We start from the raw sequence: 15,694 nt of genomic DNA, 5'->3' as shown, positions 1-15,694 counted from the left end.
GCTCTTCGACCTGTCCGTCCTGCGTGAGGTGTACGCCGAGAACCCGGGCCTGAAATAAGAACCCGGTCGGCGCCGCGAAGCCGTGGCGCCGACCGGTACATCAAATGGCCATACCCACAGCGGCTGTCGACCCGTAGTCGCGCTGAGCCGCGAGGCGAAGGCCCGCGCGGGAGGCGAGGAAGTCGGCGGTGATGAAGACGGCGGTCTCGGCGGGAGTGCGCGGGCCCGCTTCCAGGCCCGCGGGTACGTGCACGCGCGACAGGGTCGGCTCGTCGAAGCCGCCCGCGCGCAGGTCGTCGAGGCGACGAGCCTGGTCGGCAGGGGTGCCGAGGGCGGCTAGGTAGCCGAGCTCGGGTAGTCGTAACGCGACGGTGAGCAGCGGGATCTCGAAGCGCGGCTCGTTGGCCAGCACGACGATGGCGGTGCTGTTGTCGACCTCGCCCGCGGCCGAGAGGGTGTTGAGGTAGCGATGCGGCCAGTCGACGACCACTTCGGCGCCGGGGAACGAGGCCGGGTCGGCGAACTCGGGACGCGAGTCACAGATGGTCACCCGGTAGCCGATCATCCGCGCCTGCGCGACGAGGGTGGCCGCGTAGGCGTTGGCGCCGAAGATGATCAGGCGCGGCGGCGGGCAGTACGAGGCGACGAACAGATCCGACTCGGGCAGCGCGACGAGTTCGGTCGCGTGCTTGCGATCGGTGACCAGATGCTGGCCGATGACATCGGGATCCTGATTCCACACCACGGTGAACACGGTGACCCGGCGATGGGCTTGGATATCGGCGGCGATGGTGGGGAATTCGGGAAAATCGCGGCAGGAGAACGGTTCTACGAAGATATCGACGAGTGTTCCGTCGTCGGCGCTCGATTCCAGACCGGTGAGCATGCTGTAGCGACGCAGTTGCCGGACGCCGGTGCGACCCGCTTCCAATGCCGCGTCGTAGACGGTCTCTTCCAGCCGTCCGGAGGCGATCGATCCGAAGACGCCACCGTTGGGGGTGACGAGCATCGAAGAGCCGATGGGCAGGGAATTGGTGCCGATGGTACGGACCACGGTGGCGAGGCCGCCCGTACGGCCCGAATGCCACACTCGCAGAAGGTCATCGACGATATCGCGCATATCTCACAACTCCGATCACCGTGCGCCGACTTCCGGGAAATCGCGATCGGTCCCTGTCGCCAAGTCGTCGCACGTGACGCACACCATATCCTGTCGACCGCCCAAATAGGAACCGGCCCCGATATCGCCTGCGGCTACTTCGGAAATGGCTTCCCAGTGCTTGTTCTCGATCACAACGGGGTGTCCAGGTGTGTTGTGAAACACAGCGCGGGCAAGTCCGCTCTTGCTCGCGCGCGCCGCGGCGAGCACTCTGGCGACGACATCGCCCCCGATATCGGGGATGTCGACGGGCAGAAACGCCACGTAACGGGTGTCGGTTTCGGTGGCGGCGCGCAGGCCCTCGCGCACCGTCGCGGAGAGTCCTGTCGCCCAGTCGGCGACCCACCGGCATCGGGTGCCGTCGGGCAGTCCGAGGGCGGCCGGATCGGGTCCGGTCGCGCCGAGCATGACGATCACCGGATCGCAGCCGCCGTCGCGCAGGGCGGTGATCGCCGAACGCAACCAGGCGCCGTCCTCGGCGAGTGCCTTGGGTTTGCCGTATCGCGTGCCCGCACCCGCCGCGAGGACGATGCCCGTGCACGAGGCGTGCGCGGAACGGTCGAGTGGAGGCATGTGAGCGAAGGTAATGACGCAATGTTGCCGGTCGATTACAGCAGGGGAGCGCACCGGCGACGACACGCCGACGTGATGGACTGCACATCGGTGGCGGCGGGCCGGGGATCGCGCGATGCTGGATCGATGACGAGCGAAGGGCTGAGCCTCGCGGGTTTCAACGATCTACCTGCGAAGACTGCCGAAGATGCGCTGCTTGCCTGTTGCTCGGCGCCACGCTGGGCGCGGGCGATCGCGGCCGCGCGTCCCTATGCCACCACCGACGCGCTGTTGGCGGCGGCCGAGGCGGGAACGGCCGCACTCGACGACGCCGAAATCGACGAGGCACTGGCCGGTCACCCGCGGATCGGCGACCGCCCGACCTCGGCGGCCTCCGCGCGCGAGCAGTCCGGGGTGGCGGGCGAGGACGTACGCGTGGCCCTGGCCGAGGGCAATCGCGCCTACGAGGCGAAGTTCGGCCATATCTACCTGGTCTGCGCGGCAGGTCGCAGCGGCGAGGAGTTGCTGGCGATCTTGCGCGCGCGGTTGGACAACGATCCGTCTACTGAAAGGCAGGTCATGCGAACAGAACTGACGAAGATCAACCGGCTGCGCCTGGCGGGGCTGGTGACGCCATGACGAGCGTGAGTACCCACGTGCTCGACGCCGTGCGTGGGGTCCCCGCCGCGGGTGTCGCGGTGTTGCTGATGCGCGGGGAGCAGCGGCTCACCGAGGCGCTCACCGACGCCGACGGCCGGGTGAAAGAGCTGGCGGCCGGACTCAATCCGGGCGACTACCGGCTGTTCTTCGATACCGGCAGCTACTTCGCGGCGCAGGGCACCGAGACCTTCTATCCGGAAGTCTGCGTCGCGTTCACGGTGGGTGAGCAGCCGCATCTGCATGTGCCGCTGCTGCTGTCGCCGTTCGCCTATTCCACCTACCGAGGGAGCTGAGATGGCACTGACCGGTCCGATCGTGTTGACCGACAATCGATATGGCAAAGCCGAGAATCGGGTTGTGCGTTTCTACAAAGAGAACGCGCGCCACGAGATTCGCGACGTGAACGTCTCGACCACCCTGCGCGGTGATTTCGAGGCGGCATACACCGATGGTGACCAGCGTCACATACTGCCCACCGACACCCAGAAGCACATGGCCTTCGTGTATTCGAAGAAGCCCGGTCTCGACACCATCGAGGACTACGCGATCGCGCTGGGCAAGCATTTCGTGGACTCGGTCGATCCGGTGTCGAGTGCGCGTATCGACGTGGACTCCTATGGCTGGCAGCGGGTTTCGGTCGACGGTGCCGAACACGATCACACCTGGGTGCGTCAGGGCCCCGAGGTGCGCACGGCCGCGGTGACCGTGGCGGGCAAGGGCGTGCAGCAGCAGCGGTGGGTGATCGGCGGGATCAAGGACCTGGTGTTGCTCAAGTCGACCGGATCGGAGTTCGCCGACTTCCTCACCGACGAATACACGACACTCGCGCCGACCCACGATCGCGTGCTGGCCAGTTCGCTGGTGGTCCAGTGGCGGTTCGCCGAGACCAGCGGATTCGACTGGGACGAGGTGTACGCCGGGATCCGCGCCACGCTGCTCGAGCTCTTCGCCACCACGTACTCCAAGGCGTTGCAGCAGACGCTCTACGCGATGGGAACGGCCGCGCTGGAACGCTTTCCGGTGCTGGCCGAGATCCGGTTGTCGGCGCCGAACAAACACCACTTCGACTACGACCTCGCGCGGTTCGAGATCGAGAACAAGGGTGAGGTCTTCTGGGCGGCTGACCGGCCCTACGGCTCGATCCACGCCACCCTGGCGCGAGCGGACGCGCCCGATGCGGGGATCGCGTGGCAGCCGTGAGCGCGCCCGATCTGCTGATTCACGGCTGTGCGGTGATCGCCGTCGACGCGACGGGCACCGAATACCGCGACGGCTGGGTCACGGTGCGCGGCAACAAGATCGACGCTGTGGGCGCGGGTGCGCCGCCCGAGTTCGGGCCGGAGGTCGCGCGGATCGACGGGCGTGGCTGCGTGCTCACGCCCGGTCTGGTCAACACCCACCACCACCTGTACCAATGGATCACCCGTGGGCAGGCCGCCGACAACACGCTGTTCGAGTGGCTGACCACGCTGTATCCGGTGTGGGCGCGGATCGATGAGAAGTCGGTGCGGACGGCGGCCACCGGCGCGCTGGTCTCGCTGGCGCGCAGTGGGTGCACGACGTCGTCGGATCACCACTACGTGTTCCCGCGCGGCGGCGGTGACCTACTCGCCGCCGAGATCGGCGCGGCGGTCGAGGTGGGGCTGCGCTTCCACCCGGCGCGCGGGTCGATGGATCTCGGGCAGAGCAAGGGCGGGCTGCCGCCGGACTCCGTGGTGGAGTCGATCGACGACATCCTCGCCGCGAGTGCGGCGGCCATCGAAGACTGGCACGACCCGTCCTTCGACGCGATGGTGCGGATAGCGCTGGCACCCTGCTCGCCGTTCTCGGTGACCGCCGATCTCCTGCGCGAGTCCGCGGCGCTGGCCCGTTCCGCGGGCGTCCGGCTGCACACGCACCTCGCCGAAACCCTCGACGAGCAGGACTTCTGCCAGGAGAAGTTCGGGTGCACGCCCGCCGAGTACATGGAGCAGCTGGGCTGGCTCGGCGACGATGTCTGGTACGCGCACGCCGTGCACCTCGACGATCCGGCGATCGCGGCGATGGCGCGTACCGGGACCGGGATCGCGCACTGCCCGACCTCCAACGGCCGGTTGGGCGCGGGGATCGCACGGACCGCCGACCTGGTGGCGGCCGGTGTGCCCGTCGGCCTCGGGGTCGACGGTGCGGCCAGCAACGAGTCCAGTTCGATGATCGAGGAACCGCGCAACGCGCTGCTGTACGCGCGGGCGGTCGGCGGTCCGCGGGCGATGACGGTGCGCACGGCGCTGGAGCTGGCGACGATGGGTGGTGCGCGGGTACTCGGGCGGGCGGACGAGATCGGATCCATCGAGCCGGGCAAGCTGGCGGATCTGGCGCTGTGGCGGCTGGATACGCCCGCTCACGCCGGTATCGAGGACCCGGTCGTCGCGCTGATCCTCGGCTCGGCGCCGCCGCTGGCCGCACTGCTGGTGAACGGGCGTGAAGTCGTTCGCGACGATGTCGTGCTAACGGTGGACGAGGCGTCGGTGGGAGCCGAGGTGGCCCAGGCCCAGGCCACACTGCTGGCCGGTGCGTGATCACGCGCGGACCCCGGCGCGTGATCACGCGGGGCGGGGGCGGGCCGTGACGTCATCCGCGCGCCGGCCGGCACGTGAGCTCGGATGTCGGGCCGACAGCCATGCTCGTCGTCGGCGTGCTGATCTGCGGTTTTGCCTGGATCGGCGCACACTGGATGGCGTACACCGGGTTAACCGCGGCGCAATCTGGCGCGGGTTTCGTGCAACACCGTGGCAACTCCCGGCCCCTACTGTGGCCGGTGAGGTTAGCGAGGTGAACGTGGATCTGGACACTGTTTCCGAGATTGTTCTCGCCCGCGAACGCGCCGATCTGGCGCAGGTCGGAGCGGGCAGCGCGGTGCTGGCGGGCGGTACTTTCCTGTTCTCCGAACCGCACGATCATCTCGACACGCTCGTCGACATCACGACCCTGGGCTGGGCGCCGCTGACCGAGTCCGCACCGGGGCTGGAGATCGCCGCGACGTGCACGCTGGCGGAGTTCGCCGGTGCCCGTCCCGGCCGGGAACTCGGCACCTCGACCATGCGACCGGAGTGGCCGGGTACGGCGCTGTTCGCGCAGTCCTGCCGGGCGCTGCTGGCCTCGCACAAGATCTGGCGTACGGCGACGGTCGGCGGGAACGTGTGTCTGTCACTGCCCGCAGGCGCGGTGCTCGGCGCGCTCGTCGCCTTGGACGCGACCGCGGTGATCTGGCCGCGGGGCGGTGGTGAGCGACGAATCTCCCTGCGCGACTTCGTCACCGGACCGGGAGAGAACCTGCTGGGCTCGGGCGCTGTCGTGCGCTCGTTCGTCGTTCCCACCTCGAGCCTGATGGCGCGCACCAGCTTTCGCAAGGCGGCCTTGGCTCCGCTCGGGCGTTCCGGGTCGGTGGTGATGGGCAGGCGTGCGGCCGACGGCCGGTGCGCGATCACCGTCACCGCGGCGACCGTTCGCCCGATCGTTCTCGACTTCGATTCCGTCCCTTCGCCATCCGAGCTGAACAACGCGCTGGCCGCGATCGACCCCGACGTGTGGTTCGACGATCCACACGGTGCGCCGGACTGGCGCGAGCACGTGACCGGGCTGCTGGCCGCAGAGGTGGCCGCCGAACTGCGGGAGGCGTCGTGAGTTCAGCGCGTGGCGTCGTAGGCGGCGCGGGCGGCGAGCACCCGATCCATGTGCTGCTCGGCCCAGCCCTTGATGGTGCGCATCACCGGCAGCAAGTCCTCGCCGAGCGGAGTCAGCCGGTACTCGACGCGAACCGGCACCTCGGGCAGCACGGTGCGGGTGACCAGGCCGTCGCGTTCGAGATTGCGCAGGGTCTGGGTGAGCATCTTCTGGCTCACCCCTGCCAGCCGCTGGTTCAGTTCGCTGTAGCGCAGCGAACCGTCGGCCAGCGCGTTGATCGCCAGACTCACCCACTTGTCGCCGATCCGGTCCAGCAGCTGACGCGCCGGGCATTCGGCCACGTAGGCGTTGTAGGCCGCGCCCGCCTCGGCGCGGCGCTCGGCGGCGGTCCGCGTACTCATCGCTCTCCCTCGCGTGCGGTAGGCACTTCGCAGTGCGTACTTCCCAATAGAGAGTAGCTCTCCCTAGGTTCGGTCAGTACCTACGGAAGAGAGAGATCATCATGCGCGCAGTTGTCGTCCATACCTTCGGCGGACCGGAAGCACTCGAACTCGTCGAGGTGCCGGTGCCCGCGCCGGGGCCAGGTCAGGTGCGGATCCGGGTGTCGGCGGCCGCGGTGAACCCGGTCGACGCGGTGACCAGGGCGGGTGCGCTGGTCGAAGCCGGTCTGATGGCGCCGCGACCGGTGACCGGGATCGGCTGGGACGTGGCGGGTGAGATCGACGAGGTCGGCGCCGGGGTGCCCGGTTTCGCGGTGGGCCAGCCCGTGATCGGGCTTCGTGATCTGCTCGACCGGTCGCTGGGCAGCTACGCGGACTACCTCGTGCTCGACGCGTCGGCGGTGGCAGCGGCTCCCGTCGGCCGCTCGGCGGCGGAGGCCGCGACGCTCCCGCTGAACGGGCTCACCGCTTTTCAGGCGCTCGATCTGCTCGATCTCGCCGAAGGCGACAGTGTGCTGGTGACCGGCGCGGCCGGTGCGGTGGGCGGTTTCGCGGTCGAGATCGCCGCGCGGTGGCGCGGACTCAGGGTGATCGCGCAGGTCGGCGCCGAGGACGCCGGCTTCGTGCGCGGGCTCGGTGCGGAGTGGGTAGTGCCGCGTGAGACGCCGGACCTGGCCGAGGCGGTCCGCGCGCTGGTGCCCGGTGGTGTCGATGCCGTCCTGGACACGGCGGGCCTGAGCGCTGGAGCGCTTGCCGCAGTGCGCAACCGGGGGTCGTTCGTCACCGTCGTCGGTGGCGCCGACCCGGTTCCGTTGCGCGGCATTCGCGTTCACCACGCCTGGATCAGCGCCGACGGCGCAGCCCTGGCCACGCTCGCCGGCTACGACCTCGCCCTGCGCGTGGCCGGCACCCTGCCGCTCGAGCAAGCCGCCGATGCGCACACCCGGCTGGCCCGAGGCGGCCTGCGCGGCCGCATCGTGCTGACCACGGAACACGGAGGTGGTTCATGAGGCTCGATATCGACGGCCGCGCGGTCGAAGTAACCGCGCGGCCCGGCCAGTGCCTGCGCACGCTGCTCCGCGAACACGGCGAGCTCGCGGTCAAGAAGGGCTGCGACTCCGGCGACTGCGGAGCCTGCTCGGTGCTGCTCGACGGCGAACCCGTCCACTCCTGCCTGATCCCGGCCCACCGCGCCGCCGACCGCGCGGTGACGACCGCCGCGGGCCTCGGCGATGCGGATACCCCGAACCCGGTGCAGCGCGGCTTCGTCGAGAACGCCGCCTTCCAATGCGGTTTCTGCACCGCCGGAATGGTGGTGACAGCATCGGGTCTGGCCGCCGCGCGCCCCGACACAGCTGTGGACAACTTGCCTGCTCAGGCAGTCACCGACGCCGAACGCGCCGAGCTGCTGAAGGGAAACCTGTGCCGCTGCACGGGCTATCGCGCCATCGCCGACGCCTTGGCCGCACCCTGTGCATCACTGTGTACAACTGGCGAGGCCGACTCGTCGCCGCACCGCGCGGAGGAATCCGGCCCACTGTGCACGGGGAAGGGGCATCGTGCGGCGAACGCCTCGACGCGGACCCATGTCGCGGAAGCGACGTCCGGGCTCGGTGAGGCGACTGCTGACCGATTCGACGATAGTTCGTCAGGCACGCGCAGCGTTGCCGACGAAGTCGCGAAGCAGGCGGGCGCGGAATCATCCCCCGCTGAAGCTTCGCCCGACGCGTACCCGGCCCCCGCGGTGCGTAGCGATGACGGTCGGTCCGCTCATTCGATCGGTGGAGGAGATGTTCGGCCGGGAAGCGATGAGGTGGCGCGATCCGGTGAGTCGTTCGATGCGGCGGGACCTGCTGTCGAGTCGTATGTGACACACGGTCACCCGGGCCGGTTGGCTGGTGAGGTCACCACGGTGTCGGCGGCGGAGGGGCCGCAGGTCGGGGTGTCTGCCGTGTTGGGGGCGCAGGCGCGGGTCGGTGGGGTGATGCGGCGGAAGTATCGGGCGGGGCAGATCGGAGACGGTGTGGGGGCGCCCGCTGGGGCGCGGATCGTGCGGGGTGCGGAGGCGTTCACGATGGATGTGGTGCCGGGGGCGGGGGAGCGGATGCCGCCGGTGGCCCCGTGGCATCTGGCCGTGCTGACCAGTCCGCACGCGCATGCGCGGATCGTGTCCATCGACGTGGCCGCGGCGCGGGCTGTTGCGGGTGTGCGTGTGGTGTTGACACATGTGGATGGACCGCGAACCGCGTTCTCCACGGCTCGCCACGAACTGCGCGAGGACGATCCGGACGACACCTTCGTGCTCGACAGCACGGTCCGGTTCGTGGGGCAGCGGGTAGCCGCGGTGGTGGGGGAGACCCTGGACGCCGCACGTGCGGGGGTGCGAGCGCTGCACGTGGAGTACGAGGTGCTGCCCGCGGTCTTCGAGCCCGAGGCAGCGTTGGCCGATGGCGCGCCGGTGCTGCATGCCGACAAGCCGGACTCGGCACGGATCGCCGACGCGCAGCGCAATCTGATCGCCGAGATCCACGGTGGTGTCGGTGATTTCGAAGCCGGTATCGGGCAGGCCGCGAAAGTGGTCAGCGGCGTGTGGAATTCGCCGCGCGTGCAGCATGTGCACCTGGAGACCCATGGCGGGATCGGCTGGCTCGACGACACGGGCAGGCTCGTCGTTCGCTCGAGCACCCAGGTGCCGTTCCTGGTCCGCGACGAACTGTGCCACCTGTTCGGGCTGGGTCGAGACCGCGTGCGGGTGTTCGCGACTCGCGTCGGCGGCGGCTTCGGGGCCAAGCAGGAGATGCTGGCCGAGGACCTGATCGCCTTGGCCGTGCTCCGCACCGGGCATCCCGTGCAGTACGAGTTCACCCGCACCGACGAATTCACCTCGGCCACGTGCCGTCATCCGATGCGGGTCGCGGTCACCGCGGCCGCCGACGCGGCGGGCATCCTGACCGCGCTCTCGGTGGACGTACTCGCCGACGCGGGCGCGTACGGCAACCACAGCGCGGGCGTGATGTTCCATTCCGTCGGCGAATCGGTGGCCGTCTACCGCTGCCCGAACAAGCGGGTGAACGCACAAGCGGTGTACACCAACAACGTTCCCTCTGGCGCGTTCCGTGGCTACGGACTCGGCCAGGTGATCTTCGGTGTCGAGTCGGCGATCGACGAACTGGCTCGTGAACTCGGCATCGACCCCTTCGAATTCCGCCGTCGCAATGTGGTGATCCCGGGCGATCGGTTCACCGCCGCCGAAATCGACGAGTCCGACCTGACCTTCGGTAGTTACGGCCTCGACCAGTGCCTCGACACCGCCCAGCGGGCGCTCCTGCGCGGCAACGGTGTCCCCGCGCCCGGACCGGATTGGCAGGTGGGGGAGGGCATGGCGGTGGCGATGATCGCGACCGTGCCCCCGCGCGGACATCATGCCGATGCCACGGCGAGCCTGCTGCCCGACGGCCGCTACGAAATCGGGGTCGGCACCGCGGAATTCGGCAACGGCACCACCACCGTCCACGCCCAGCTCGCGGCAACGGCGCTGGCCACCGCCGCCGAGCGAATCGTGATCCGCCAGTCCGACACCGACGTGGTCGGCCACGACACCGGCGCGTTCGGCTCCACCGGCACCATGGTCGCGGGCAAAGCCTCCTACGCGGCGGCGCTCGAACTGCACGCGATGATGTTGGCGAGGGCGGCGAAGGTGAGCGGTCACCCCGAACGCGACTGTCTGCTCGAAGCGAGCGGCGTGCGCTGCGGCGACGAACTGATCACCGCGGCGCAACTGCTTGCCGACGGCGAGCTCGTCGCCCACGGCACCCACGCGGGCACCCCGCGCTCGGTGAGCTTCAATGTCCACGCGTTCCGGGTGGCGGTCCAGCCCTCGACCGGTGCGGTACAGATATTGCAGTCGGTCCAGGTCGCCGACGCGGGCACGGTGCTGAACCCCGTGCAGCTGCGTGGGCAGGTGGAAGGCGGCGTCGCCCAGGCGATCGGGACCGCGCTCTACGAGGACATGCGATCCGAGTCCGGCGTGGTGACCACGCGGACGCTGCGCCACTATCACGTTCCGCAGTTCGCCGATCTGCCCCGCACCGAGGTGTATTTCGCCGAAACCAGTGACGAACTGGGTCCGCTGGGTGCCAAATCGATGAGTGAGTCCCCCTACAACCCGGTGGCCCCCGCCCTGGCGAACGCGATCCGCGACGCCGTCGGTGTCCGCCCTTACCGATTACCGATGACCGCCGATCGTGTGTGGCGGGCCGTCAAGGAAGGAACCGCCGGGTGAATACTCGCCTGCCCGAACATATTCGAGCCCGCATCGACTCGGTGCTCGACTCCGTCGACGCCGAACTGCGCGTGCGCTACCCAGGAGCCGGTGACCGGGTCCAACCCGTGCACACCGCCTACGTGCCGGCCGACCGCGCCACCGCGCAGACCCCCGCCGAGTGGGGCGCCACCGCCTTGGAGCTACTGCATCGCCACGCCGACTTCCTCGTCGGTCTCGATGTCACCGGTTCGCTCCCGGCCGTGCGCCGTCGACTCACGGACCAGCCGGTGCAGGACATGCGCATCGACTTCGAGGACGGTTACGGGTTCCGGGCCGATGACGAGGAGGACGCGGCGGCGAAGGCGGCGGGCGAGGCGCTGGCGGCATGGGCCGACAAGCCCGGCGCACCGGTCTCGTTCGGTGTTCGGACGAAAGGTCTGGCCGCGAACGAACGTCGGCGCGCGTTGCGCACTCTCGAACTCGTCCTCGACGGGGCGGGTGGCGCACTGCCCGGATTCGTGTTCACGGTGCCCAAGATTCGCGCTGCGGAACAGGTGTCGGCGATCGTCGATCTGTGCACCGGACTCGAGCGCGGCCACGGCCTGCCCGAACGGTCGCTGCGTTTCGAGCTCCAGATCGAGAGCCCGCAGGCGATTATCGCCCCCGACGGCACCGCGCCCATCGTCAAGATGATCCACCTGGCCGACGGCCGCTGTAGCGCACTGCATTTCGGTACCTACGACTACACCGCCGCCTGCGGCATCGCGGCCACCGATCAGGCCCTCGACCATCCCGCCGCCGACCACGCCAAGTCGGTGATGCAGGTCGCCGCCGCGCAGACGGGGGTGTGGATCTGTGACGGCTCCACCCAGATCGTCCCCGACGTCGATCCCGAAGGCGCCATGGCCAACCACCACCGCCTGGTCGAGCGAGCCCTGCGCCGCGGCTACTACCAGGGCTGGGACATGCACCCCGGCCACCTGATCACCCGCTGGCTCGCCACCTACGACTTCTTCCGCGGCGCGCGCGAGGTGGCGGTGCCGCGCCTGATCGCCTACCTGGACCGGCGTGGCGGGGGTGTGATGGACGAGCCCGCGACCGCCGAAGCCTTGGCGAGCACCGTGCTGCGCGGCCTGCGTGCCGGTGCGTTCACCGAGGCCGAACTGCTCGCCGATGCGCCGGGTCTGACCGGCGAGGTTCTGCTCGATCTCGCCGCTCGACGGGTGCGCGCGACGTGATGAGCCCGGCACAAATAGCGGTATACCAGTAATATGGCACCCGACCCCAGGAGGCACCCGTGAGCCGATTCACCGGCAGCGACGATTTCACCCTGCTCCCTGATCTGGCCGTCCGCACCCTCGGCGGTTCCGTGATCTGGGCGAACGACGAATTCTTCGCGGAGAAGGAGAACCTGGTCAGCCCGGGTCCGTCGGAGTACCAGCCGGCGACGTTCGGCCACAAGGGCCAGGTCTACGACGGCTGGGAGACCCGCAGGCACCGCGGCAAGCCCGGCGACGATTCGGCCGTCGTGCGCCTCGGCGTGCCCGGCGTGATCCGTGGCGTCGTGGTCGACACCGCCTGGTTCAAGGGCAACTTCCCGCCCGAGGTATCGCTGTCGGCGCTGGCTGTCCAGGGCTACCCGCCTGCCGAGCAGATCGCGGCCCGCACCGACTGGGTGACCCTGCTCGACCGCGTGAAGGTCGGTGGTGACAGCCGCAATCCGTTCCCCATCGACAGCGAGAACCGCTGGACCCATGTGAAACTCACCATGCATCCGGACGGCGGCGTCGCCCGCCTGCGCGTGCACGGCGAAGGCCGCCCCGATCCCGCGCTGCTCGGCCTCGGCCCACTCGATCTCGCCGCGCTGGAGAACGGCGCCGTCGTGCTCGACTGCTCCAACCGGTTCTACAGCTCGCCCAACCAGCTGCTCTACCCCGGCCTGGCCAGGGAAATGGGCGACGGCTGGGAGACGGCACGCCGCCGCGACGACGGAAACGACTGGGTACGAATCCAACTCGCGGGCCCGGGGGCGATCCGGCTGGCCGAGATCGACACCTCCTGCTTCCTCGGCAACAGCCCCGGCGCGGCCTCACTGACCGGATTCACCAGTGACGGAACCGAAGTCGAGCTCTTGCCGCGCACCGACCTGCTGCCCGACACCCGCCACCGGTTCGTGCTACAGCCCGCAGCCGCCTCCGTCGTGGAGGTACGCCTCGACATCTATCCCGACGGCGGGCTCGCGCGGCTGCGGCTCTACGGGGAGCTCGGATGAGCGCAGTATCGCGCAGCGATTCCATGGGCGGTGGTGGCCGGGCGACGGGTGGGCGCGACGTTCGCGATTTCGTCGGGTACGGGCCGAATCCGCCCGACCCGCAATGGCCCGACGATGCGCAGATCGCCGTGCAGTTCGTGCTGAATTATGAAGAGGGCGGGGAGAACAACGTCCTCGACGGTTCGCCGCATTCGGAGACCTTCCTCTCCGAGATGACGCCCGCCGATGCCTTCCCGAACCGGCACATGAGCATGGAATCGCTCTACGAATACGGTTCGCGCGCCGGGTTGTGGCGGGTGCTGCGCGCCTTCGAACGGCGTGACCTGCCGCTCACCGTCTTCGCGGTGGCGCGAGCCATGCAGCGCAATCCCGAAGCGGTGGCGGCCTTTTCCGAACTGGGCCACGAAATCGCCTGCCACGGCTTGCAATGGAAGTCCTATCAGCTGATCGATCGCGATATCGAGCGCGCCGATATGGCCGAGGCGATCCGCATCCTCACCGAACTCACCGGCTCCGCCCCGCTCGGCTGGTACACCGGCCGCGACTCCCCGAACACCCGCGAATTGGTCGTCGAACAGGGCGGTTTCGTCTACGACTCCGACTCCTACGCCGACGACCTGCCCTACTGGACCGAGGTGCGCGGCCAGAGCCACCTGGTGGTTCCGTACACCCTCGACACCAACGACATGCGCTTCGCCTCCCCGGCGGGCTTCGCCAACGGCGAGGAGTTCTACGCCCACCTGCGCGACGCCTTCGACGTTCTCTACCGCGAAGGGGCCGAGGACACCCCGAAGATGCTCTCCGTGGGTCTGCACTGCCGTATCGCGGGCCGTCCCGCCCGCACCGCCGCCCTGGAACGCTTCCTCGACCACGTCCAATCCCACGACCGGGTGTGGACAACCCGCCGCATCGACATCGCCGAACACTGGCGCAAGGTGCATCCGGCGGGCGTCCGGCTCCTGGGCAACTGACGCGAAACGTCGACCCCGGTAAGGGGCCGACGTCGGCTCGGTGTCTAGGCCAGACCGCAGCGTTCGATATTGCTCAGCGTGATCTGGCGATCGGATTCCTTGGCCTGCGGAACGCGGTTGTAGGCGCCCATGGAGTCCATGTACTCGACGAACGTGTCCGCGATCTCCTCCGGCGTCGCATCCGGTTTCGCGGCGCGGACGTTGTCGACCAGGGTGCGCGTGGTCTCGCACTGCTCTTCCGGGGTGAAGATCGGCGGCGGCGGGTCGGCGTGCGCGAAAGCCGGTGCGAGCAGCAGCACGAAAGCGGCCAGGGCGGCGGATCGAATCATTCTCACCCGTGCGACTCTACGTATCGAAACAGCAACGGCCCCAAGCTACTCGGCGTAGCGCGGGGCCGTTGTCGTGCTCGGGGTCAGTCGAACAACGTAGCCTTACACGCTTTGACATCTTACAGGCTTGGAGTGGTAAAGTTTAAGCGGAGGTGACGCAGCATGGATCATGAGATCAGCGTTGACGAAGACGTATATCAGGCACTCGCGCGGCATCGCAAAGGGTTCGAACAGCCCAATGACGTGTTGCGGCGACTCCTGCTCGATCGGGAGCCGCCGAGAGCGGGTAGTTCCGCAATGGAGGTGATCCCACGCATTGGTCGCCTGTCGGCGCTTGTGGATGCCGGATTGATCGATGTCGGTGATCAGTTACGCCATGAGCGGGTCCGTAAGGGGCAGGTGCTTGTCGGTGAGGTGGCTGAAGGCGGTTCGATCCGAACCGTCAACGGCGTGTACAGCGCTCCGTCACCTGCGCTCAAGGGCTTGGTCGGAAGCGATATCGACGGTTGGCACAACTGGATTCACGTTCGGTCGGGCAAGAGTCTGCGAGAACTGCGGTCCAACCTCTAGGCGGACGATGCCTACATGCAAGAGAACCGACCGCCCCTCCCTGGTGCGGGAGTGGACGATCGGCCATGTATTTCAATACTAGCAGGGGGGCATGAAATCGGCACGCAACCGCTCGTAACCAACTACAGCAAGCCGTATAAGACTTTGCCGGAGCAGGTCGCCCTGCTTCGCGACCGGGGCATGGCGATCCAGGACGAACCTGCCGCAATCGCGCAGTTGCTTGCGATCGGCTACTACCGGCTCAGCGGGTATTGCTACACCTTCCGCGAGCACGCTGTTCCATGCGCGATCACCTGCGATTGTCCTCGACGCAGTGATGGTTTCGTCCTCGGGACAACGCTCGACCGGGTAGTCGAACTGTACGAGTTCGATCGCATGCTGCGTTTACTCGTCTTGGACGGCATCGAGCGGGTCGAGGTCGCATTGCGGATGCGACTGGGGTATGTCGTCGGCGCAGGTGGCGCGTTCGCTCATCTCGACCCCGCCGCGCTGGATCCTGCGTTCACCCGCTTCGATGAGGAGCGCCCACTTGCCAGTAGACCGCATTGGCTCGGTAGCGAACATGCGAAATGGCTGTCGAAAGTCACCTCTGAAGCGGAGCGGTCAAAGGAGGATTTCGTAGTCCATTTCAAGGCTAGATACGGTATGCCACTGCCTGTTTGGGTTGTTACCGAACTGCTGACCTTCGGTAGTCTCGTCACGCTGGTCGGTGGGTTGAAGCCTCGACACAAGAGCTTGATCGCCGAGACGCTCGGAATTTTCGATCCTGATTGCGATGGTGATGGGGCAGCACTGGCGAGTTGGATGTCGAACC

Annotated in this window: 16 protein-coding genes; 12 read left to right on the top strand and 4 right to left on the bottom strand. The window is 68.3% G+C overall.

What is annotated here, in order from left to right; all coding sequences use genetic code 11:
* Nucleotides 1-100: 100 nt before the first annotated feature.
* Both ACFWF3_RS04220 and ACFWF3_RS04215 read right to left on the bottom strand, forming a co-directional pair.
* The gene (locus ACFWF3_RS04220) at nt 101-1,120 is read right to left on the bottom strand and encodes an XdhC family protein (protein ID WP_378991121.1); all 1,020 of its coding nucleotides are present in this window, start codon (nt 1,118-1,120) and stop codon (nt 101-103) included.
* Between the two features lie 15 nt (nt 1,121-1,135).
* On the bottom strand, nt 1,136-1,732 hold the full coding sequence (locus tag ACFWF3_RS04215) for an NTP transferase domain-containing protein (RefSeq protein WP_379312379.1): 597 nt from the start codon (nt 1,730-1,732) through the stop codon (nt 1,136-1,138).
* Between the two features lie 126 nt (nt 1,733-1,858).
* Here ACFWF3_RS04215 and uraD point away from each other — a divergent pair, with 126 nt between their 5' ends.
* The 5 genes from uraD to ACFWF3_RS04190 all read left to right on the top strand — a co-directional run bounded on the left by uraD (nt 1,859) and on the right by ACFWF3_RS04190 (nt 6,034).
* Nucleotides 1,859-2,350: a 2-oxo-4-hydroxy-4-carboxy-5-ureidoimidazoline decarboxylase gene (gene uraD, locus ACFWF3_RS04210; RefSeq protein WP_379312378.1), complete on the top strand. Its 492-nt coding sequence runs from the start codon at nt 1,859-1,861 to the stop codon at nt 2,348-2,350.
* Entirely contained in the window at nt 2,347-2,664 is a 318-nt protein-coding gene (gene uraH, locus ACFWF3_RS04205; protein ID WP_379312377.1) for a hydroxyisourate hydrolase, read from the top strand. The genes uraD and uraH overlap by 4 nt, the downstream gene beginning before the upstream one ends.
* A 1-nt stretch (nt 2,665) precedes the next feature.
* A complete protein-coding gene (gene pucL, locus ACFWF3_RS04200) occupies nt 2,666-3,571 on the top strand; it encodes a factor-independent urate hydroxylase (protein WP_379312376.1) in 906 nt (301 codons plus the stop codon).
* On the top strand, nt 3,559-4,929 hold the full coding sequence (locus tag ACFWF3_RS04195) for an 8-oxoguanine deaminase (RefSeq protein WP_379312375.1): 1,371 nt from the start codon (nt 3,559-3,561) through the stop codon (nt 4,927-4,929). Before pucL ends, ACFWF3_RS04195 begins: the two co-directional genes overlap by 13 nt.
* Before the next feature lie 259 nt (nt 4,930-5,188).
* Nucleotides 5,189-6,034 (top strand): FAD binding domain-containing protein, encoded by an 846-nt coding sequence (locus tag ACFWF3_RS04190; protein ID WP_379312381.1) that lies wholly within the window; start codon nt 5,189-5,191, stop codon nt 6,032-6,034.
* A 2-nt stretch (nt 6,035-6,036) separates the two neighbouring features.
* On the opposite strand, the gene ACFWF3_RS04185 is transcribed toward ACFWF3_RS04190, so the two are convergent.
* Nucleotides 6,037-6,435: a winged helix-turn-helix transcriptional regulator gene (locus tag ACFWF3_RS04185; RefSeq protein ID WP_378633974.1), complete on the bottom strand. Its 399-nt coding sequence runs from the start codon at nt 6,433-6,435 to the stop codon at nt 6,037-6,039.
* A gap of 101 nt (nt 6,436-6,536) precedes the next feature.
* Between ACFWF3_RS04185 and ACFWF3_RS04180 the strand changes: the two genes are divergently transcribed.
* From ACFWF3_RS04180 to puuE, 5 genes are read left to right on the top strand one after another with little or no spacing between them, the layout of a single operon-like run.
* Nucleotides 6,537-7,484 carry an NADP-dependent oxidoreductase gene (locus ACFWF3_RS04180; protein WP_379312374.1) on the top strand — a complete coding sequence of 316 codons (948 nt, stop codon included), beginning with the start codon at nt 6,537-6,539 and terminating at the stop codon, nt 7,482-7,484.
* Nucleotides 7,481-10,756 carry a molybdopterin-dependent oxidoreductase gene (locus tag ACFWF3_RS04175; protein WP_379312373.1) on the top strand — a complete coding sequence of 1,092 codons (3,276 nt, stop codon included), beginning with the start codon at nt 7,481-7,483 and terminating at the stop codon, nt 10,754-10,756. Before ACFWF3_RS04180 ends, ACFWF3_RS04175 begins: the two co-directional genes overlap by 4 nt.
* On the top strand, nt 10,753-11,976 hold the full coding sequence (locus ACFWF3_RS04170; RefSeq protein WP_379312372.1) for a DUF6986 family protein: 1,224 nt from the start codon (nt 10,753-10,755) through the stop codon (nt 11,974-11,976). The genes ACFWF3_RS04175 and ACFWF3_RS04170 overlap by 4 nt, the downstream gene beginning before the upstream one ends.
* 59 nt (nt 11,977-12,035) lie before the next feature.
* Entirely contained in the window at nt 12,036-13,010 is a 975-nt protein-coding gene (alc, locus tag ACFWF3_RS04165; protein ID WP_379312371.1) for an allantoicase, read from the top strand.
* A gap of 23 nt (nt 13,011-13,033) precedes the next feature.
* On the top strand, nt 13,034-13,981 hold the full coding sequence (puuE, locus tag ACFWF3_RS04160) for an allantoinase PuuE (RefSeq protein WP_379312380.1): 948 nt from the start codon (nt 13,034-13,036) through the stop codon (nt 13,979-13,981).
* Between the two features lie 44 nt (nt 13,982-14,025).
* Here puuE and ACFWF3_RS04155 read toward each other — a convergent pair whose 3' ends face one another.
* Complete coding sequence (locus tag ACFWF3_RS04155) at nt 14,026-14,316, bottom strand: hypothetical protein (RefSeq protein WP_379312370.1); 291 nt, start codon at nt 14,314-14,316, stop codon at nt 14,026-14,028.
* A 156-nt stretch (nt 14,317-14,472) separates the two neighbouring features.
* On the opposite strand from ACFWF3_RS04155, the gene ACFWF3_RS04150 reads away from it, so the two are divergent.
* Together ACFWF3_RS04150 and ACFWF3_RS04145 are read left to right on the top strand one after the other, a co-directional pair.
* Nucleotides 14,473-14,880, top strand: a complete 408-nt coding sequence (locus ACFWF3_RS04150; RefSeq protein WP_379312369.1) for a hypothetical protein — start codon at nt 14,473-14,475, stop codon at nt 14,878-14,880.
* A 51-nt stretch (nt 14,881-14,931) separates the two neighbouring features.
* Nucleotides 14,932-15,694 (top strand): Abi family protein (locus tag ACFWF3_RS04145; RefSeq protein WP_379312368.1); only part of this gene is annotated, 763 nt, incomplete at its 3' end.

The organism is Nocardia sp. NPDC060220 (assembly GCF_042727815.1).
Taxonomy (GTDB): Bacteria; Actinomycetota; Actinomycetes; order Mycobacteriales; family Mycobacteriaceae; genus Nocardia.
The sequence above is the reverse complement of the archived record's forward strand: the minus strand, read 5'-3'. Positions and strand labels throughout refer to the sequence as shown.

Excerpts from the sequence above, each read along its gene's own strand:
- ACFWF3_RS04220 (WP_378991121.1), bottom strand. The coding sequence starts at position 1,120 with ATGCGCGATATCGTCGATGACCTTCTGCGAGTGTGGCATTCGGGCCGT.
- ACFWF3_RS04215 (WP_379312379.1), bottom strand. The coding sequence starts at position 1,732 with ATGCCTCCACTCGACCGTTCCGCGCACGCCTCGTGCACGGGCATCGTC.
- uraD (WP_379312378.1), top strand. The coding sequence starts at position 1,859 with ATGACGAGCGAAGGGCTGAGCCTCGCGGGTTTCAACGATCTACCTGCG.
- uraH (WP_379312377.1), top strand. The coding sequence starts at position 2,347 with ATGACGAGCGTGAGTACCCACGTGCTCGACGCCGTGCGTGGGGTCCCC.
- pucL (WP_379312376.1), top strand. The coding sequence starts at position 2,666 with ATGGCACTGACCGGTCCGATCGTGTTGACCGACAATCGATATGGCAAA.
- ACFWF3_RS04185 (WP_378633974.1), bottom strand. The coding sequence starts at position 6,435 with ATGAGTACGCGGACCGCCGCCGAGCGCCGCGCCGAGGCGGGCGCGGCC.
- ACFWF3_RS04180 (WP_379312374.1), top strand. The coding sequence starts at position 6,537 with ATGCGCGCAGTTGTCGTCCATACCTTCGGCGGACCGGAAGCACTCGAA.
- ACFWF3_RS04175 (WP_379312373.1), top strand. The coding sequence starts at position 7,481 with ATGAGGCTCGATATCGACGGCCGCGCGGTCGAAGTAACCGCGCGGCCC.
- puuE (WP_379312380.1), top strand. The coding sequence starts at position 13,034 with ATGGGCGGTGGTGGCCGGGCGACGGGTGGGCGCGACGTTCGCGATTTC.
- ACFWF3_RS04150 (WP_379312369.1), top strand. The coding sequence starts at position 14,473 with ATGGATCATGAGATCAGCGTTGACGAAGACGTATATCAGGCACTCGCG.